This window comes from Vibrio fluvialis (assembly GCF_900460245.1).
GTDB lineage: Bacteria > Pseudomonadota > Gammaproteobacteria > Enterobacterales > Vibrionaceae > Vibrio > Vibrio fluvialis.
Map to the genome: position 1 here is coordinate 2,579,891 of NZ_UHIP01000001.1, position 19,288 is coordinate 2,599,178.

Sequence of the window (19,288 nt, forward strand, 5' to 3'; positions counted from 1 at the left end):
TGTGAGCCTTACTAGAAAATGATTAACCATACTCTGCCCCGTCTTGCCCAGAGTGTGCGATTTCCGTTCCCTTTCACCGCCCCACTGCGGAGAAAGTGACTGCTCCATTCAAAATTTGGGCGACCACTGATGAAAATACCAACAGTGTACTTATTAATCAGTTTAGCTCAAGAGAAATTTAAAATTCGACTTTAGTCGAATTGTCAGAAAAGTGTGACACTAAGCAATCTCATCACTGCTGCGGCAAAGCGAGACCTGGTTTCGGCCCAATGTTTTCGATTCATACAGGGCGATATCCGCACACTTATACGAACGAGTACTGTCTTGCGTCAGGTCCGTAATCCCTGCACTGATTGTAACCGTTAGACTTTGGTCTATATCCACAGCGACACGAAGGCGCTCCACGACAGCCTCTGCTTCTTCAATGTCGGTATGCGGCATCAGAACCGCAAACTCTTCCCCACCGATACGGGCAATAAAGTCGGTCGCTCGCAGTTGCTGCGCCAGAATATGGGCAACTTTCGCAATCACGCGATCCCCCTCATCATGACCAAGCTCATCATTGATGCGTTTGAAAAAGTCGATGTCGATCAACACCAGACACGCGTCGTGACTATCCGGATAACGTTGCACCAGCTGCGTTTGAGCTTGCAGCTCCTGTTCGAACTTACGGCGATTCCAGAGATGGGTCAGTGAATCTTTTTCGCTCAGCTCACGCAGTTTGTTTTCCAATGCTTTACGTTCGCTGATATCCACCAGTGACGTGATGTAATAACTGACTCGCCCGGCTTCAAAGATTGCCTGAATGCGCATGATGGTAGTGAGTGTCTGATGCTCGGCGGTCACCAGTTCGATTTCACCTTCCCAGAAATGATTCTCCGCCACCTTTTCCAACACATTGAGGACGTGATCCATACCATCGTGACACAGCAGCACTTTCAGTGCATTGCGCCCCAACACCCAATGACTGCTGAGACCAGTGATCTTTTCAAACTCCTGATTGACCATGATCACTTGATGTGACTTATCGGAAATCATCACCGCCGACATGCCATTCAGCGCGGCTCGCGCCAGCTTACTTTCTATGTTGCGGCGATGATAATGCAGCGCAATCGAAACGGTCGGTAATGCAAAAATCAGCACGATGAGAAACACAAACACCCCTTCTTTGACCAAATCATTGAGGTCGCGCTCAACACGCTTGGTCAGTTGCTCAGGTGTCAGATTGATCACCAGATGGAGTTGCTGTTTGTCCGAGATCGAAACCGTGGTAAACACCAAAAGATGCTTTTTCTCCAGCAGGTAGCCACTCCCTTCGCGCTTGATGCGATCCCAGCTCAGGGGATAATGCTGGGCAAGGTTATCGCTGTGAAACTCTTCATGGGCGAAAGTGAGATGCGTATCGGCGTATTTATCCGTGAGGTAAACGCCGGCATCAGACACCAGCTTAGGACGAAGATCTTTTTCCAACGCATAGTTAAGGCGATTGGAGAGGTTCCAGATATCCACATCAATCATGATGTAGCCATAGCGCTCTCCTAAGATACCAACCGGAGTGACGATCCTTACGGACGGAACGGTTTGAATGCTCTCCCCGATTTTAACGATCCGATTGGCGCTCCAAGAACCAACTTGGTCGTCAGAAAGCGTCTGTGCATAGCGAAAAAGCTCGCTATCCTGATAACTCTGCAGCGTCTTGACCGAATTTGCCTGATGCGTTGCCGATGAGTAATCAACCCGAATCAGCTCCAGGCCTTGCGGATCAATAAAGCGAATATGGTTGTACCATTTCTGGCTTTTAGCCACGGAAATAAACACGTTTTCCAACTGAGACCGGTTGGTTTCGTTAGGAGAAAGGGCAAAATCGCAGGTGCTCTGACCGTGGCCAAGCAGGTCAGCCACAGAAAATAGCTGTTCTTGAATACTGGTAAATTCGCGTTCACTGTACGCGAGTTGATTGAGTGCTTCGCGCGCCGTCTGGCTGATGTTGCTTTGTTTGAGCTGCTGATAACGCTGAACGTAATAGGCGACAATGACGGTCGTGATCAACGTACAGGTGATGAGAAGAAATATGACGACTCTGGAAAATCTCATAACCTACGCAACTATCCGACCACTCAATGAAGGCGCGCATTATATCACCTTCACGCCCAGACTGAATAAAAAGCTAGCGATTCCGTACCATTTACTACGATTGGTATTGCATCCAGAGCTTTAGTTGGCTCTGGATGATTTCACTAGCGGGTTGTTCAGTTAATCGACAAGTTTATAGATAACATCCACACGGTCGCGAATGACCAGGGTGGCATCCTGATAGGTATCGCTGGCATCCATTTTTTCATTCATGCTCATCGCGCGCATCATGACGGGTTGAGGATTCATGGTGTTGTAATCCACGCGCCACACGCCGCCCAGATTACGTTTAAAGCCTTTCGCAATCGAACGAGCTTTCAGTTTGGCATCCTCAATCGCCGCCATACGCGCTTGTTGCTGATATTTCGCTTCATCACGCACTTTCAGTTGCACGTTGTCGACCTGATTAATGCCGTTCGCCAATGCAATGTCAAGATACTGATTCAGATTAGCGACGTCATCCACCTCCACGGTCACACTGCGCGACGCACGATAACCGACCAGTTCTGGCTGACCTGATTTAGGATAATGGTATTGCGGCGCCAGATAGAGATTGGAGCTGGAAATTTGCTGCGCGCTAACACCGGATGATTTCAATTGAGTCGTAAACGCCGCTACCACTTTATCCACCGCCGCTTTGGCCTGCTCGGCGTTCATGGTGGTTTCCGTTACTTTGACCGAAAACTGCGCCATGTCCGGTTTAGCCACCACTTCACCATAACCAGAGGTTACCAGATGAGGGAAATTCGGTTCCTGTGCCTGAGCGGTAACCGCACCCAAGCTAACAATCACAACGGCGAGCTGAGAGATCAATTTCATTCCATTTATCCTTCATGTTAATGGCTGGGCGGAATTATTGAGGCCCAGTCGCAGAATTCGCCAATGCGAACCTGCAGAAATCATTGGCTCTATCATAGGTGAAATAGTGCACATACTCAGCGGCTTCGCGTGAAAATGACACAACTTTGACGTGCCTTGTTTGCGTCAGATTTCGTCAATCTTGTGGCAGCACTTTGCGCGCGTACGCCACGATCGATTGCGAAATGGTTTTCAACATGCCACTTTCGAGCTGCCAGTGATGCCAGTACAGCTGTTGATCGATAAAGTGCCCCGGCAGGACATCGACCAGTTTGCCTTGTTTGAGTTCGTGACAAATCTGAATCTCCGGGATGAGTGCAAAGCCAAACCCGTGCAACGCCGCTTTTACGCACGCTTCGGAACTGCCTACCGAATGTTTTACATCGAAGTGCACTTCATGGCCGACAAACGCCTGTACGAAACGTTCATTGATGAAGTCCTGCTGGTCAAAAGCGACCGAAGGTGCAACCTGAAACCTCTCACCCGTAACCCCTTCGGCGAAATAGCGCTGATGGAACTCCGGTGAGCAGACACAGAGATACGGCATATTTCCCAATAGCACCGCCTGACAACCGGGGATGGTTTTCGACGATTGGCTGATGGCGCCCACGACTTCACCATTCTTGAGTTTCTCTATCGTGCGGTGCTCATCGTCCACCAGCAGGTTGATTTCTACTTTTCTGGGGGCAATCAGTGGGGCGAGTGCAGGCAACAGCCAAGTCGCCAGACTGTCAGCGTTGGTGGCGATTGACACGGCCACGGGTTTCTCTACACCATCATTATTCAATTGCGGCAGAATGTCCTGCTCCAGCACACAAACCTGCCGATAGAGCCCAAGTAACTTCTGTCCCGCAGGTGTCACTTTGGGTGGTGTCTGACGCACGAGCACAGGTTGCGCTAACCATTTCTCCAGTTGTTTGATTCGCTGAGACACCGCCGACTGAGAGATGCACAGCGTTTCCGCCGCTTTTTCAAAGCTACCTTGTGCGATAATTTCATCCAATGCTTCTATCCAGCGGTAATCCAATCCACGCATTTCATCACCATAAGTTAGTCTAATGACTTATTAATATTATTAGTTTTATTTATTTTCAACTATCCCTTATTTTTGCCTTCAGATAACTATTTACTCACTTTTGGAATATAACTATGAATTTTTGGATTTTGCTCCAGGGCTTTGGATTTGGTGCAACCATGATCATTCCGATCGGCGCTCAGAATGCTTACGTACTCAATCAAGGCATCAAGCGCAACCATCACCTGACGACCGCAACGATTTGCAGCTTCCTCGATATTTTCTTCATCTCTCTGGGGATCTTCGGCGGCGGCGCTATTTTGTCACAGAGTGAGTTGCTGTTAACTTTCGTGACTGTGGGCGGCATTGCCTTTCTGACCTTCTATGGCCTCCAGTCTTGGAAGAGCGCCTTTACGGCACAGAGTGAGGAAAATGCCACGACAACCACAGCGAGAGGACACCGGGCGGTGATTCTGGGCACTTTGGCTGTCACTGTGCTCAATCCTCATCTATATCTGGATACCGTGGTGATTCTAGGCTCAATTGGCGGCCAGTTTGAGGGCAACGATCGACTCTCGTTTGCTGTCGGCACCATTATGGCGTCGTTCGTGTGGTTCTATTCGCTCTCCATTGGCGCAGCGAAACTGGCACCGACACTATCCAGACCCAGAGTGAAGCAAGCGATTGATATTGGTGTCGCGTTGATGATGTTTGGTATCGCCATTGCGCTGACCAAGAACTTGTATCAGTTGTGGAATTAAGGAGCAACGATGTCAACGTTAGAAGAGTTGTATCAAGCCAATATTGCTTTGTTGCATGAAGCGGGCGTGCCCTTCCAACAGTGGCAGCATGAACCGATTTTGGATTTCGCCACCGATGAGAAAGTAGCTCAAGAGCTCGGTTGGACAGGCACTCACACCAAAAGTCTGTTTCTGAAACTCAAAGGCGGCGGTTACGCGCTGCTGTTTACGGAAAAAGATGCCCGTTTGAATGCCAAGGCCATCAAAGCCCTTATCGGCCAACGTCCGTCGATTTGCGAGGACGATGAGATGACGGCTGTTACCACCTGTGTGCCCGGCGCGGTCGGCCCGTTTGTCTTGCCCAAAAACATTCCGGTGATTGTCGACCCAGCGCTATTTCAGAAAACTGAGCTGCTCTACACACCCGGACATCCGCACCTCACACTTGGGTTTGCTGGTATCGATCTCGATAAATTACTTGCCAGGCTTCACAACCCCATTCTGATGCTGACATAAAAAAACGGAGGCCAAGGCCTCCGTTTTTAGTAATCTGTTCAAGCTTAGTCGAGCTTGTTGAGATGCACATCCATTTGTGGGAATGGAATCTCGATGCCGTTTGCATCCAGCGCTTCTTTGATGCCTTGCATAGCATCAAAGTACACTCCCCAATAATCGGAAGTTTTACACCATGGGCGCACCACAAAGTTGACGGAAGAATCCGCCAGCGCCAGTACACCGATCGTGATGTCAGGATCTTTAAGAATGCGTGGATCTTTTTCCAGCGTCTCACGAATCACTTTCTTCGTCAGTTTCAGATCCGATTTGTACGACACACCAATCACCATGTCCACACGGCGAGTCTCATGGCGTGAATAGTTGGTGATCGCACCACCAATCACACCTGCGTTAGGCACTACAACCATTTTGTTGTCTGGTGTTTTCAGTATCGTCTGGAAAATCTGAATAGAGTCCACTGAACCTGCAACACCGGCCACTTCAACATAATCACCAGATTTGAACGGACGGAAAGCAACAATCAGAACGCCAGCTGCAAAGTTAGACAGAGAACCTTGCAGTGCCAGACCAATCGCCAGACCGGCAGCACCAATCACCGCAACAACTGATGCTGTTTGTACGCCAATACGGCCCAGAGCCGCAATCAATACAATCACAAACAGTAAGTAGCGAACCAGACCATGAACAAACGAGACCACCGCTGGATCCATGTCTTTTTTCTTCAGTACTTTAGAGACACTGCCCGCCACTGCTTTAACTATAATGTTACCGATAAAAAGAATCAGTAGTGCGGAGATAATGTTTACACCGTATTGAATCAACAAATCTGAATTGTCTGACAGCCAGGTATTTACGTGACTCAGACTGTCAACAATCGGCATTTCAACGCCGTTCGATTCACTAGCCATAGTGTATATCCTCTAGAATTTTCGTTATTCAATATTTTTATGTAACCCACTGACCATCAAACACATTATCGCGCAACGTCCTGACATCAGATTTTTGGCAATTTATCGTAATCTTGGTAGCTTGCAAAGTCAGCTTTTTGCAAAGACTGGCAAAACAAAAGGTTATCTCGATTTTGATAAGCCTGTATCAGATTAAGCAATAAATAGTTACTCTGCCAGTGCTTGACTAAAATTTAATGACAACCAGAAACGAAAAAACCCGCTCAATGAGCGGGTTTTCTTAATTATGAGAAGACGACTTACAGTACGTCTACTGCGTTCAGGTCAGCAAAGGCTTTCTCAAGACGAGCAACCATAGAAGCTTGACCAGCACGTAGCCATACGCGTGGATCGTAGTATTTCTTGTTCGGAGCGTCTTGACCAGTTGGGTTACCGATTTGACCTTGTAGGTAATCGTGGTTTTCTGCTTCGTACTTACGGATACCATCCCAAGTTGCCCACTGAGTATCAGTATCGATGTTCATTTTGATAACACCGTAAGAGATAGACTCTTTGATTTCTGCTTCAGTAGAACCAGAACCACCGTGGAATACGAAGTTCAGAGAGTTAACTGGAAGGCCAAACTTCTCAGAAACGTACGCTTGAGAATCACGTAGGATAGTTGGAGTCAGAACAACGTTGCCTGGCTTGTAAACGCCGTGTACGTTACCGAAAGAAGCCGCGATAGTGAAACGGTGGCTAACTGCGTTCAGTTTCTCGTAAGCGTATGCAACATCTTCAGGAGAAGTGTACAGCTCAGAAGAATCCATATCTGAGTTATCAACGCCATCTTCTTCGCCACCAGTACAACCCAGTTCGATCTCGATAGTCATGTTCATTTTAGCCATGCGCTCTAGGTACTTAGCACATGTTTCAACGTTCTCTTCTAGAGACTCTTCAGACAGGTCTAGCATGTGAGAAGAGAACAGAGGCTTACCAGTCTGAGCGAAGAACTCTTCACCCGCGTCCAGCAGACCGTCGATCCATGGTAGTAGTTTCTTAGCCGCGTGGTCAGTGTGCAGAATCACTGGCACACCGTATGCTTCAGCAACAGCGTGTACATATTTCGCGCCCGCTACTGCACCAAGAATTTGTGCACCTTGACCTTCCAGTTTAACGCCTTTACCTGCGAAAAAAGCTGCGCCACCGTTAGAGAACTGAACGATAACTGGAGCTTTAACTTTCGCAGCCGCTTCTAGTACGGCGTTAACAGAATCTGTGTTCACACAGTTTACTGCTGGTAGAGCGAAGTTGTTCTCTTTAGCTACTTGAAATACTTTTTGTACGTCATCACCAGAGATAACACCAGGTTTTACGAAATCGAAGATCTTAGACATGGATGTAATCCTATTTTCTGTCGTTTTAAAAATAAAAACGGTAAGTTTAAATTCTTGCAAACGTTTGCTCACAACGGGCGTCATTCTAGCAGAAGAAACCGGCGCATGCAGCAAACAAGAAAGCGGGAGATTTCTCCCGCCCTCGACACATTGATTAAGCTTTAGCGCGTGCTTCTAGCATTTCTACTGCTGGAAGTACTTTACCTTCTACAAACTCAAGGAACGCGCCGCCACCAGTAGAGATGTAAGATACGTCAGCTTTGATACCGAACTTGTCGATCGCAGCCAGAGTGTCACCACCACCTGCAACAGAGAAGCCATCAGAAGCAGCGATGGCTTCAGAGATACCTTTAGTACCCGCTTCGAAGTTCTTGAACTCGAATACGCCTACCGGACCGTTCCACAGGATAGTTTTCGCGCCTTTCAGAATTTCAGCCAGAGCAGCCGTTGATTCTGGGCCAAGGTCGAAGATCATGTCATCGTCTTGAACTTCAGAAACGTGTTTGATTTCTGCTTCTGCGTTTTCGTCGAATGCTTTTGCACACGCAACGTCAGTGGCTACTGGAATGGCACACTCTTCCATCAGTTTCTTCGCTGTATCAAGCAGGTCAGCTTCGTACAGAGACTTACCTACGTTGTGGCCAGCAGCCGCGATGAACGTGTTTGCGATACCACCGCCAACAACCAGTTGGTCAGCGATTTTAGACAGTGACTCAAGCACAGTCAGTTTGGTTGAAACTTTAGAACCACCCACGATAGCGACCATTGGGCGAGCTGGGTTATCCATAGCTTTGCCCAGCGCTTCAAGTTCGTTCGCCAGCAGAGGGCCTGCACATGCGATAGGAGCAAACATACCCACACCGTGAGTTGATGCTTGAGCACGGTGAGCGGTACCGAATGCATCCATTACAAATACGTCACACAGTGCTGCGTATTTCTTAGAAAGCTCTTCTTCGTTTTTCTTTTCGCCTTTGTTGAAGCGAACGTTTTCCAGAACAACCAGTTCACCAGTGTTCAGTTCCAGACCATCCAGGTAGTCTTTCGCCAGTTTCACTTCGCAATCCAGCGCGTCGTTCAGGTAGTTCACAACAGGCTGTAGAGAGAACTCTTCTGCGTATTCACCTTCAGTTGGGCGACCCAGGTGAGAAGTCACCATTACTTTAGCGCCCGCTTCCAGACAGTGCTTGATTGTTGGCAGTGATGCGATGATACGAGCATCTGAAGTCACTTTGCCATCTTTTACTGGCACGTTAAGGTCTGCACGGATAAATACGCGTTTACCAGCCAGGTCCAGGTCAGTCATCTTGATTACAGACATGGTTTGTCCTCTCAAATATTCAAAGAAAATAGAAGTTTTCGTCAACTCGGCGATCCTGCCGAGCCTGTCAATTCTTAAACTGCTTTAGATATGGGGATTCGAATATTTATTTCAATGCAAAAAATAAATATTTTCCCCCAGCAGGTGGCGACTACTTAGCTGCCTGCATTGCTAACGCGGTATCAAGCATGCGGTTAGCAAATCCCCACTCGTTATCACACCAGACGAGCATTTTTACCAGTTGCCCGTTACTCACTCGAGTCTGGCTTCCATCCACAATCGCGCTGTGCGGATCGTGATTAAAATCGATGGAGACGAGCGGTGCTTCAGTATAGTCAACAATGCCACGTAATGTACACTGAGATGCGTTCACTATGGTTTGATTTACGTCATTAACTTTCACATTTGTATTAATCGTGACACTTAAATCCATCGCAGTGACGTTTACCGTTGGAACACGCACGGAAATGGCTTCAAATTTGTTAGAAAATTTCGGAAAGATTCTTTCAATCCCTTTATGCAACTTTGTGTCTACAGGGATGATCGACTGACTGGCCGCTCGCGTGCGGCGTAAATCGGTGTGGTAAGCGTCAATGACCTGCTGATCATTCATGGAAGAATGAATGGTGGTGATGGTTCCCGAATCAATACCAAACGCATCATCGAGCACTTTAATGATCGGCACGATACAGTTGGTGGTGCAGGATCCGTTCGACACAATATGGTGATCGGCCGTAAGCGTTTCATTATTGACGCCGTAGATGATGGTGTTATCCAAATCGGCAGCCCCCGGATGGGAAAACAGCACTTTACGCGCACCAGCATCCAGATGTTGCAAACCATCAGCCTGCGAGCCGAATACCCCCGTACAATCGAGTACGATGTCGACATCAAGGTCACGCCATGGCAGCAGCGGGATATCAGACAAATGCAGAATGCGGATTCGATCAAAATCGCCATTGTCGTGATGCACATAGATGTGCTCCTGATCATGGGTGATCTTTTTACCAAATCGGCCATGGCTGGAATCGTACTGCAGCAGATGCGCCATCGCTTCTGGCTTGGCCAGTTCATTCACTGCCACCACTTTGATGTGTTGGTTCTTGCCACTCTCGTAAACGGCCCGAAGAACATTCCGACCAATGCGCCCGAATCCGTTGATCGCCACTTTTAACATGGGTTCATTTTTCCTTATGGTTTATCCTGCCGATGTTAACGAGAAACGACCTGTGATTCACGTAAAATCCCCAACTATTTCACACTCGTCGTACCTTTGTGCCAACATATCGGCGCAATAAAAAAGCCCTCACCAAACGGTAAGGGCTTCGAGTCAGCCGATAAGGCCAGCAACAGTGCCGTCGGCGCAGATTAGAACGCCACGTCCAGACCTACCCAGTAACGACGGCCATCTTCAACGTAGCCGTACTCTTCGTACGTCACGTCTTCATCAAACAGGTTGTAGATCGCCGCTTTGACGCTGGTATTGCTGGTCAAGGCATAGGTAATCCCCGCATCCACAAACGTGTAAGACGGTGCAGTCAGCGTATCTCGCGTGCTCGCAGGATCAGACTCTTTGCCATGGTAAGTAACTTTCGCCCAACTGCTCATCAGCTCAGTGGTTTGCCAGTTCAACTGAGTCGTGAACAGGTGTTTTGGCAACTGTTCGAGCGGCATGCCCGCGTAATCGCCGGTTTTTTGTTTGGAATAGGTGTAAGTGTAGCTACTCGTCCAATCCCAGTTGTCGCCGAGCGGCAAGTCCAGAGACGCTTCAACCCCGCGGGTCACCGCTTTGTCAACGTTGGTGTAATAGCGCGGCGCACTGCCCCACTGGTTATTGCCTTCACTGCAGATGCTGTCCGGGCAGCTGACACTGGAAATCTTGTTTTTGAAATCATTGTTGAACAAGCCAAGCGACGCTTGCAGACCTTGCTGGCCGTTATAGATCAGGTTGATCTCTTCACTGACTGAAGTTTCTGGATCCAGATCCGAGTTACCGTGAATATTGCCGCCGCGGCTGACAGAAACCCAGTCATCACTGGCCTGACGCAGATCCGGCGCTTTAAAGCCGGTAGAAACACCGCCTTTAAGTGTCCATACATCGTTGACGTTCCACACCGAGTATACACGCGGGCTAAAGTGAGAACCGTAATCCTGATTGTAATCGTAACGGCCGCCGAATGTCAGAGCTACCGAATCAAGCACCCGCCACTCGTCTTCCATAAACAGCGCCATTTGCGCATTATCAAGTTCCGTTACGCTGCCGCCGGTGTTGCCGGTCAGGTCTTCCAACTCGGCTTTTTCGCCCTGAATACCGATGCTGAGAGTATTGGTTTCAAATGGGGTGACCAACACGGATTTTGCGATGGTGTTGGTCAGCGTCATTTCACGTGATTCGTTGTCGCTTTGCTCACGCTGAATGTAGCTGTCAGAGCGGCCAATGCTGCCCCAGTCACCTTTGTGGCTCAGAGCAAATGAGGTACGGTTGTACTCACCCAGACTTTCGTCATCACCAGTTGTGACCGATTTGCCCGGCGTACCTTCACGCTTCTGCTGGGTGATGTCAGCACTGAACGCCAGTTCCTGATTCTCACTCAACTGATAAATCAGTTTAGAGCCGATGCTGCGCAGCGTTTTGTCTTCAAAGCCGTATTCGATGTTGTCTTCATCGCGGTGTTGATTCTGGCCATACACTTGCAGAGAAAGAGAGTCGGTCAGCGGACCTGACGCAAAGAAGTTCACATTCTGCTCGTCGCCGGAATCGCGGTTTTCCTGCAGCACAGTGCTGAGCTGCACTTTACCCGACCAGTTCTGACCTGCTTTTTTGGTGATAATGTTGATCACGCCACCCATCGCTTCTGAGCCGTACAGCGTCGACATTGGTCCACGGATAATTTCAATACGTTCAATCGCTTCCAGAGGCGGAAGCCAAGCCGCTTCAATACCCGGACCATCGCTGTTCGGACGGGTTTGACGTGAAGACAGGCGCTTACCATCGACCAGGATCAGCGTATATTTTGAGCCCATGCCACGAATACTGATGTCCTTGGTATCGCCACCGCCAGTCACCACCACGCCCGGCACATTGGTCAGCGCATCGGTGACATCACGGTAATAGCGTGAGGCTAGATCTTCCTGAGTCAGCACGGTGACACTCGCCGGAGCATTGGTCACCACCTGCTCATAACCGGCCGCTGTAACCACAACGGTTTCATCCGCTTTGACACTTTCCTCTGCATTAACCTGGGCAGAAACCACCAAACCTAAAGTCACTGCCAACGCTACTTTAGATGGATTCAGTCTGGACATGAACCACTCCTTTAAATGATAATAATTATTAATTTCAGGAAGGCATTATTCATAAATTACTGACGTAGAAAAGGTTCACAAATGGAATAGTTGGGACCAGTTTTGGAACAAGACGTCGCATTTTTCCACAGAGGTGTGTCATCAATGCAGGATCTCAGCGCTGTACGTGCGTTTTATGCACTCTGCCAACATAAAAGCCTGACCGCAGCAGCGAAATCGCTGGAGCAACCCAAATCGACCCTAAGCCGCCGTCTGGCTCAACTGGAAGAAGATCTTGGTCAGGCGCTGGTTGCCCGGCAAGGAAATCGCCTGTCATTAACCAAAGCCGGTGAAGTGTTTGCGGCCTATTCAGAACAGTTGATTGAACTGGCTAATCGCAGTCAGGAAGCACTGCACGAGCTCAATACTCAGGTCAACGGCGAGATGACTCTGGTCGTGCACCCCAACCTGACCCGCGGCTGGATGAGTCGGGTGTTAGACAGCTTTATGCAGGAGCACCCGCAGCTGAAAGTGCGGCTGCACAGTCAATTCCAACACGGAGATGGTTCACTCGATCCGGATCTGATTATCTGGATTGGCGATATTGCGCCAGCGGGTTACCGCCGAGAACAACTTGGCTTGTGGCGCTATGCAGCCTACGCGTCGCCACAATATCTGAGTGAGCGTCCGCGTCCGGCTCACCCCAGTGAGCTGAGCGATCATCCCTGGATCGACTTCATTGCTTTTCGTCAGGAAGCCTTAACGCTTCACCATACCGAGCATGGCCGTTATGTCCTGCCAGCCTTAGAGAGCCGCTTGCAGAGTGACAATCTGGCGATGCAAGCCGATGCGATCGCCAAAGGGCGTGGGATTGGCCTGTTGCCGACTTGGGTTGCCAAGGGGTTTGAGAAAAACCATCCTGGTAGCCTCGAACCCTGTTTGGAAGAATGGTATTCCGAACCAGCCAGCATTCACTGTTTCTATCCGATAGGCCGTCACCCGTTGCGTTTACGGCTGTTTATTGATGCTCTGCGCGCCGCCTGTCCGAACGAATGGAAATAGTGAAGCTATAACGATAAAAAAGCCCCGCTCATTGAGCGGGGCTTTTTACTTGGCGTTCAGCTTAAGAAACGTGCTTATGCCAGCAGTTCTTTGGCTGTGTTCACCACGTTTTCAGTGGTGAAGCCGAACAGTTTGAACAGCTCGCCGGCTGGTGCGGATTCACCGAAGGTGGTCATGCCGATGATGCGACCGCCAAAGCCAACGTACTTGTACCAGAAGTCTGCAATGCCGGCTTCGATAGCGATACGAGCGGTCACGTCTGCTGGCAATACGGATTCACGGTATGCGGCGTCTTGTTTGTCGAATGCATCGGTAGATGGCATCGACACTACGCGCACTTGCTTGCCTTCGGCAGTCAGTTGCGCAGCAGCTTCGACTGCCAGCTCAACTTCAGAGCCGGTGGCAATCAGGATAAGCTCAGGTTTGCCTGCACAATCTTTCAGGATGTAACCGCCTTTAGCGATGTTGGCCAGTTGCTCTGCATCACGCGGTTGTTGAGCCAGATTCTGACGCGAGAAGATCAGCGCGGTTGGCGCGTCTTTACGCTCGATAGCCAGTTTCCAAGCCACCGCCGATTCTACCTGGTCACATGGACGCCAAGTGTTCATGTTTGGTGTCAGGCGCAAAGAAGCCATTTGCTCAACCGGTTGGTGAGTCGGACCATCTTCACCCAGACCAATCGAGTCGTGCGTGTAGACCTGGATGTTCTGAATCTTCATCAGAGCCGCCATGCGCATCGCGTTACGCGCGTATTCCATGAACATCAGGAAGGTCGCGCCGTAAGGCACGAAACCACCGTGTAGCGCGATACCGTTCATGATGGCAGTCATACCAAATTCACGTACACCGTAGTGGATGTAGTTGCCTGAGAAATCGCTCGCTTCCAGAGACTTCGAGCCAGACCACATGGTCAGGTTAGAAGGTGCCAGGTCCGCTGAGCCGCCCATGAATTCTGGCAGCAGTTTACCAAATGCTTCCAGCGCGTTTTGCGATGCTTTACGTGACGCAATGTTCGCTGGGTTCGCTTGCAGTTCTGCGATGATGGCGCTGGTGGCTTCTTCCCAGTTGGCTGGCAGTTCACCGGCTACGCGGCGTTTGTATTCTGCAGCTTCTGCTGGGTAAGCGGCTGCGTATGCGGCAAATTTCTCATCCCATGCGGCTTCTTTGGCTGCGCCTGCTTCTTTGGCATCCCACTCAGCGTAGATGTCTGCCGGGATTTCAAATGGTGCGTATTCCCAACCCAGGAATTCACGCGCAGCTTTGATTTCGTCAGCGCCCAGAGGAGCACCGTGACAATCGTGTGAGCCGGCTTTGTTTGGCGAGCCGAAACCGATGATGGTTTTGGTGCAGATCAGTGTTGGACGAGGATCGGCTTTTGCCGCTTCAATCGCTGCGTTGATCGCGTCTGAATCGTGACCGTCAACCGCTGGAATCACATGCCAACCGTAAGCTTCAAAGCGTTTTGGAGTGTCGTCTGAGAACCAGCCTTCCACGTGACCGTCGATCGAGATGCCGTTGTCATCCCAGAAAGCGATCAGTTTGCCGAGGCCCAGAGTGCCAGCCAGTGAACACGCTTCGTGCGAGATGCCTTCCATCAGACAGCCGTCGCCCAGGAACACGTACGTGAAGTGGTCAACAATATCGTGGCCAGGTTTATTGAACTGCGCTGCCAGTGCTTTTTCTGCAATCGCAATACCTACTGCGTTGGTGACACCTTGGCCCAGAGGACCAGTTGTGGTCTCGATGCCAGGTGCGTAACCGTACTCAGGGTGGCCCGGCGTTTTTGAGTGCAGTTGACGGAAGTTTTTCAGATCGTCAATCGACAGCTCGTAACCGCTCAGGTGCAGCAGAGAGTAAATCAGCATTGAGCCGTGGCCGTTGGACAGCACGAAACGGTCGCGGTCTGCCCAGTTCGGGTTTTGTGGGTTGTGGTTCAAGTGACTGCGCCAAAGCACTTCAGCGATGTCAGCCATACCCATTGGTGCGCCCGGGTGGCCAGAGTTAGCTTTTTGTACACCGTCCATGCTCAGTGCACGGATTGCGTTAGCCAGTTGTTTGCGAGAAGACATGTCAGCTCCTAAAGCGATAAGCGAAGTAAAAGTATCCGAAAATTGAGTGGCCAATATTGTCGCAAAGCCCTTTCGGCACTGCAAACCTTTTGCTGGCGATTTGTTCTATTTTTGCAATGCTTTACAACATATCGCTGAACAATGGCTGAAAAACCCCTGAATTGGGCAAACGTTTGGCTATGAGATAGAAGAAAAAAGAGCTTGTAATTTGAGCATTCAAAACTAGAATAGACGTCTAGATGTAGAAACGCCTACATAATGAACGATTTTGCAGAGTAGCGGACCCTTTTCGCTACTCTTTTGATTATAGAATTGGAGCTATCATGGCTAAGCACTTGTTTACTTCTGAATCGGTATCAGAAGGTCATCCAGATAAAATCGCAGACCAAATCTCTGATGCGGTTCTAGATGCCATTTTGGAACAAGATCCAAAAGCACGTGTTGCTTGTGAAACTTACGTAAAAACCGGCATGGTAATGGTCGGCGGTGAGATCACAACATCAGCGTGGGTTGATATCGAAGAACTGACTCGTGAAACTGTGCGTGAAATTGGTTACGTCCACTCAGATATGGGCTTTGACGCTAACTCATGTGCAGTACTGAACACCATCGGTAAGCAGTCTCCAGACATCAACCAAGGTGTTGATAAAACCGATCCTAAAGAACAAGGTGCCGGCGACCAGGGCATCATGTTCGGTTACGCATGTAACGAAACCGAAGTGCTGATGCCAGCGCCAATCACTTACTCTCACCGTCTGGTAGAGCGTCAGGCGAAAGTGCGTAAAAACGGCACTCTGCCATGGTTGCGCCCGGATGCAAAATCACAGGTAACTTTCCAGTACGAGCAAGGCAAAATCGTCGGTATCGATGCGGTTGTTCTGTCAACTCAACACTGTGATTCGATCTCTACTCCAGATCTGCGCGAAGCGGTGATGGAAGAAATCATCAAACCTGTTCTGCCAGCAGAGTGGCTGACCAAAGAAACCAAATACTTCATCAACCCAACCGGCCGTTTCGTTATCGGTGGTCCAATGGGTGACTGTGGTCTGACTGGTCGTAAGATCATCGTTGATACCTACGGCGGCGCAGCTCGTCACGGTGGCGGAGCATTCTCTGGTAAAGATCCATCAAAAGTAGACCGTTCAGCCGCATACGCAGCACGTTACGTAGCGAAAAACATCGTAGCAGCTGGCATGGCAGATCGTTGTGAAATCCAACTGTCTTACGCGATCGGCGTGGCAGATCCAACGTCTATCATGGTAGAAACTTTCGGTACTGAGAAAGTGTCTCACGACATCATTATCGAAGCCGTACGTCAGTTCTTCGACCTGCGTCCTTACGGTCTGCAAGAGATGCTGAACCTGCTGCAACCTATCTATAAGAAGACAGCAGCATACGGTCACTTCGGTCGCGAAGAGTTCCCTTGGGAAGCGACTGACAAAGCAGCTGAACTGCGTGAATTCGCTGGCCTGAAATAAGCCGACCGAATCCTGAAAAAGCCCTTGTCGCGAGACAGGGGCTTTTTTTATTTTCATCTTCTCAAACACTCTTGCTGAACAAATTTTATTCAACAAGTTTGTATTTTCATTGCCGCTCGGCAATAGTTAATAAAGTGTTAATGAGTATAAATTCAAAACCAAGCTCATTAACCCACAACGTAATCACAGTGCGTTGCTGCGTAGCAGGTTGATACAGCGAGCATCGCATCATTCTGTCTCTGCCACCTCGATCAAGGAGGATGTATGCCTCGTACGGTTAACCCATCTGACTTCGACCAGAAGCAAAAAGAAGTCAGCCCTCCGGAGTATGCCCACACGCTGCCATGCAACAAGATCAGCGTGTCGACTCCGTTTCACTGGCTTGCGCTTGGACTCCATGATTTCATCCGCATGCCGTTAATCAGTGCTTTTTATGGTTTATGCTTTATGGCCGCCGCAATTGGTATTGTGCTGCTGGTGCAATGGCAAGGAACCCATCTGGTGATCCTGCCAAGCCTTGTGGTCTACATGCTGATTGGGCCGTTTTTGGCTCTCGGTTTGTACGCCGCCAGTTGGGAACGGGAAAAAGGCCATTCCGCAGGTCTGCTGCACTCCATCAAAGCGATTACGCGTAACTCCAGCTCACAATGGGCTTTTGCCGTCATGCTGGCCGTCGCCATGATATTCTGGATGCGCATCGCCGCACTGCTGCACGCACTCTATCCATCCGTTCAGGGCGCACCAATCACCGACTTCTTACCCTTCTTGGTTATCGGTTCTTTGGTGGGCTTTGTGTTCGCCTGTGTCATCTTCAGCATCTCTGCGTTTTCCATTCCGTTAATGATGGAACGCCGCGTGGACGTCATGACCGCGGTCTTTAGTAGTTTTAACGCCGTGAAATCGAACATTCCGGCCATGATCGTCTGGGCAGGAATCATCTGCGGCGGCCTCCTGATTGGCTTTGCCACCTACGGTATCGGTATGTTATTCACTATGCCAATTCTGGGTTACAGCACCTGGCATGCCTACCACGCTATTATTAAGAAAAAACACAACTCCTAAGGTCTCCAACCTTACTTTGCAAATAGTGTTATGATTGCCTCAACAGTACGTTGAGGCTTTTTTTTTGGGGAGATTTTTCTTGGTCGATTTTGAACTGCAGTACCGCGCTCAAACGCAAATTCAACGCTGTATCGACATCGCATCCCGCCACTTTGGCCGTGCCTTTGCTCAGCCCAAACTCAGCTTTCGTTTGCGCGGCAAAGTCGCAGGCAAAGCCTATCTGCAGTTATGGGAAATTCGTCTCAATCCGGTCCTGTTTGCGGAAAACCGTCAGGCCTTTCTGGATGAAGTGATTCCACACGAAATCGCCCACTTGATCACTTATGCCGTCTATGGCCGAGTCAAACCCCACGGTGCCGAATGGCAGCAAGTGATGACGCAAGTATTCGCCATTGCTGCCAACACCACGCATCGCTTTTCCGTGGAGTCGGTACAAGGGAAAACTTTTGAATATCTGTGCGCCTGCAATCGCTACCCGCTGTCAATTCGCCGTCATAACAAAGTTCTGCGTAATCAGGCCGTATATCGCTGCCAGCAGTGTCACCAAACGCTGACCTTCACTGGCAATCAACTGTCCTGAGAGCACTCCCTAATCTGTCGCACCGCACTTATGTTGCTGCATGAATGCAACCCCATGCTAGATTTCAGATTTTTGAGTGATAGACTGATAAAAATCATACTAAAACCAGTCTTTACTTATGTTTCATTTTCGCTTGTTGCTCACTGGTAGCCTGTTATTGGCCGCCTCTTTTGCGTGGGCGTCCGCGCCCGCTTCGTTTTCCCAGGCCAAAAAAGAGGCCGTGAAAATTTATCAGGATCATCCGGTCTCCTTCTATTGCGGCTGTGATATTCAGTGGCAAGGTAAAAAAGGCACGCCCGATTTGCAAGGCTGCGGCTATCAAGTCCGCAAGCAGAAAACGCGTGCCAGCCGGATTGAATGGGAACACGTAGTTCCTGCCTGGCAGTTCGGCCACCAGTTACAGTGCTGGCAAAAGGGCGGGCGCAAAGAGTGCAGCCGCAACGATACGGCGTTCAAGCGCATGGAAGCGGACCTGCATAACCTGACGCCGGCCATCGGCGAAGTGAACGGCGATCGTTCCAATCTCAATTTCAGCCAGTGGAACGGCACGGACGGCGCCACTTACGGTCAATGCGAAATGCAGGTCAATTTCCAGCAGCGTAAAGTGATGCCGCCGGAACGGGCGCGCGGCGCGATTGCACGCACTTACCTCTACATGAGCGAGGAATATGGTTTTCGTTTGTCCAAGTCCCAGACCCAACTGATGCAGGTGTGGAATCGTCAATATCCGGTCGATAAATGGGAATGCGAACGCGATCAGCGCATTTTCAAGATTCAGGGCAACCACAACCCGTTTGTGCGCCAGCAGTGCCGCAGTTAAACCAATCTAAGGGCAATCATGACATCGCCCTTGTTTTTTTCACTTTGAGCATCCATGTTAGATGCCAG

At 49.7% G+C, this 19,288-nt stretch carries 16 protein-coding genes; 7 read left to right on the forward strand and 9 right to left on the reverse strand.

The annotated features are described in order from the left end of the window. Positions 1-219: 219 nt before the first annotated feature. From DYA43_RS12070 to DYA43_RS12080, 3 genes are all read right to left on the reverse strand, one after another. Complete coding sequence (locus tag DYA43_RS12070; RefSeq protein ID WP_061056900.1) at positions 220-2,094, reverse strand: diguanylate cyclase; 1,875 nt, start codon at positions 2,092-2,094, stop codon at positions 220-222. Between the two features lie 159 nt (positions 2,095-2,253). Continuing rightward, positions 2,254-2,952 (reverse strand): oxidative stress defense protein, encoded by a 699-nt coding sequence (locus DYA43_RS12075; RefSeq protein ID WP_020428519.1) that lies wholly within the window; start codon positions 2,950-2,952, stop codon positions 2,254-2,256. Positions 2,953-3,127: 175 nt separating this feature from the next. Next, positions 3,128-4,027, reverse strand: a complete 900-nt coding sequence (locus DYA43_RS12080) for a LysR family transcriptional regulator ArgP (RefSeq protein WP_061056901.1) — start codon at positions 4,025-4,027, stop codon at positions 3,128-3,130. Positions 4,028-4,140: 113 nt separating this feature from the next. Here DYA43_RS12080 and DYA43_RS12085 point away from each other — a divergent pair, with 113 nt between their 5' ends. After that, positions 4,141-4,767, forward strand: a complete 627-nt coding sequence (locus DYA43_RS12085; protein WP_061056902.1) for a LysE/ArgO family amino acid transporter — start codon at positions 4,141-4,143, stop codon at positions 4,765-4,767. Positions 4,768-4,776: 9 nt separating this feature from the next. Further along, positions 4,777-5,262: a YbaK/EbsC family protein gene (locus DYA43_RS12090; protein ID WP_061056903.1), complete on the forward strand. Its 486-nt coding sequence runs from the start codon at positions 4,777-4,779 to the stop codon at positions 5,260-5,262. A 44-nt stretch (positions 5,263-5,306) separates the two neighbouring features. On the opposite strand, the gene mscS is transcribed toward DYA43_RS12090, so the two are convergent. The 5 genes from mscS to DYA43_RS12115 form a co-directional block, all read right to left on the reverse strand. After that, positions 5,307-6,170, reverse strand: coding sequence for a small-conductance mechanosensitive channel MscS (gene mscS, locus DYA43_RS12095; protein ID WP_020332661.1), 864 nt, complete (start codon positions 6,168-6,170; stop codon positions 5,307-5,309). Between the two features lie 299 nt (positions 6,171-6,469). Further along, positions 6,470-7,546 carry a class II fructose-bisphosphate aldolase gene (gene fbaA, locus DYA43_RS12100; RefSeq protein ID WP_020332662.1) on the reverse strand — a complete coding sequence of 359 codons (1,077 nt, stop codon included), beginning with the start codon at positions 7,544-7,546 and terminating at the stop codon, positions 6,470-6,472. 154 nt (positions 7,547-7,700) lie between these two features. Beyond that, entirely contained in the window at positions 7,701-8,864 is a 1,164-nt protein-coding gene (locus tag DYA43_RS12105; protein WP_020332663.1) for a phosphoglycerate kinase, read from the reverse strand. Between the two features lie 151 nt (positions 8,865-9,015). Next, the gene (epd, locus tag DYA43_RS12110; protein WP_061056904.1) at positions 9,016-10,041 is read right to left on the reverse strand and encodes an erythrose-4-phosphate dehydrogenase; all 1,026 of its coding nucleotides are present in this window, start codon (positions 10,039-10,041) and stop codon (positions 9,016-9,018) included. Positions 10,042-10,232: 191 nt separating this feature from the next. After that, positions 10,233-12,170 carry a ligand-gated channel protein gene (locus tag DYA43_RS12115; RefSeq protein ID WP_061056905.1) on the reverse strand — a complete coding sequence of 646 codons (1,938 nt, stop codon included), beginning with the start codon at positions 12,168-12,170 and terminating at the stop codon, positions 10,233-10,235. Between the two features lie 144 nt (positions 12,171-12,314). Here DYA43_RS12115 and DYA43_RS12120 point away from each other — a divergent pair, with 144 nt between their 5' ends. Then, entirely contained in the window at positions 12,315-13,211 is an 897-nt protein-coding gene (locus DYA43_RS12120) for a LysR family transcriptional regulator (RefSeq protein WP_061056906.1), read from the forward strand. 74 nt (positions 13,212-13,285) lie between these two features. On the opposite strand, the gene tkt is transcribed toward DYA43_RS12120, so the two are convergent. Next, entirely contained in the window at positions 13,286-15,280 is a 1,995-nt protein-coding gene (tkt, locus tag DYA43_RS12125; protein WP_061056907.1) for a transketolase, read from the reverse strand. Between the two features lie 323 nt (positions 15,281-15,603). Between tkt and metK the strand changes: the two genes are divergently transcribed. The 4 genes from metK to DYA43_RS12145 all read left to right on the forward strand — a co-directional run bounded on the left by metK (position 15,604) and on the right by DYA43_RS12145 (position 19,220). After that, a complete protein-coding gene (metK, locus tag DYA43_RS12130; RefSeq protein ID WP_044366730.1) occupies positions 15,604-16,758 on the forward strand; it encodes a methionine adenosyltransferase in 1,155 nt (384 codons plus the stop codon). Between the two features lie 264 nt (positions 16,759-17,022). Then, the gene (locus tag DYA43_RS12135; protein WP_047460058.1) at positions 17,023-17,820 is read left to right on the forward strand and encodes a DUF2189 domain-containing protein; all 798 of its coding nucleotides are present in this window, start codon (positions 17,023-17,025) and stop codon (positions 17,818-17,820) included. A gap of 79 nt (positions 17,821-17,899) precedes the next feature. Further along, positions 17,900-18,400 carry a SprT family zinc-dependent metalloprotease gene (locus DYA43_RS12140; RefSeq protein ID WP_061056908.1) on the forward strand — a complete coding sequence of 167 codons (501 nt, stop codon included), beginning with the start codon at positions 17,900-17,902 and terminating at the stop codon, positions 18,398-18,400. 118 nt (positions 18,401-18,518) lie between these two features. Next, positions 18,519-19,220, forward strand: a complete 702-nt coding sequence (locus tag DYA43_RS12145; protein WP_061056909.1) for an endonuclease — start codon at positions 18,519-18,521, stop codon at positions 19,218-19,220. The last annotated feature ends 68 nt before the right edge of the window (positions 19,221-19,288 follow it).

Bases quoted from the DNA above. Each gene is read 5' to 3' on its own strand.
- DYA43_RS12070 (WP_061056900.1), bottom strand. From the start codon at position 2,094: ATGAGATTTTCCAGAGTCGTCATATTTCTTCTCATCACCTGTACGTTG.
- DYA43_RS12115 (WP_061056905.1), bottom strand. From the start codon at position 12,170: ATGTCCAGACTGAATCCATCTAAAGTAGCGTTGGCAGTGACTTTAGGT.
- DYA43_RS12135 (WP_047460058.1), top strand. From the start codon at position 17,023: ATGCCTCGTACGGTTAACCCATCTGACTTCGACCAGAAGCAAAAAGAA.
- DYA43_RS12080 (WP_061056901.1), bottom strand. From the start codon at position 4,027: ATGCGTGGATTGGATTACCGCTGGATAGAAGCATTGGATGAAATTATC.
- metK (WP_044366730.1), top strand. From the start codon at position 15,604: ATGGCTAAGCACTTGTTTACTTCTGAATCGGTATCAGAAGGTCATCCA.
- DYA43_RS12090 (WP_061056903.1), top strand. From the start codon at position 4,777: ATGTCAACGTTAGAAGAGTTGTATCAAGCCAATATTGCTTTGTTGCAT.
- DYA43_RS12075 (WP_020428519.1), bottom strand. From the start codon at position 2,952: ATGAAATTGATCTCTCAGCTCGCCGTTGTGATTGTTAGCTTGGGTGCG.
- mscS (WP_020332661.1), bottom strand. From the start codon at position 6,170: ATGGCTAGTGAATCGAACGGCGTTGAAATGCCGATTGTTGACAGTCTG.
- DYA43_RS12085 (WP_061056902.1), top strand. From the start codon at position 4,141: ATGAATTTTTGGATTTTGCTCCAGGGCTTTGGATTTGGTGCAACCATG.
- DYA43_RS12145 (WP_061056909.1), top strand. From the start codon at position 18,519: ATGTTTCATTTTCGCTTGTTGCTCACTGGTAGCCTGTTATTGGCCGCC.
- DYA43_RS12120 (WP_061056906.1), top strand. From the start codon at position 12,315: ATGCAGGATCTCAGCGCTGTACGTGCGTTTTATGCACTCTGCCAACAT.
- epd (WP_061056904.1), bottom strand. From the start codon at position 10,041: ATGTTAAAAGTGGCGATCAACGGATTCGGGCGCATTGGTCGGAATGTT.
- DYA43_RS12105 (WP_020332663.1), bottom strand. From the start codon at position 8,864: ATGTCTGTAATCAAGATGACTGACCTGGACCTGGCTGGTAAACGCGTA.
- fbaA (WP_020332662.1), bottom strand. From the start codon at position 7,546: ATGTCTAAGATCTTCGATTTCGTAAAACCTGGTGTTATCTCTGGTGAT.
- tkt (WP_061056907.1), bottom strand. From the start codon at position 15,280: ATGTCTTCTCGCAAACAACTGGCTAACGCAATCCGTGCACTGAGCATG.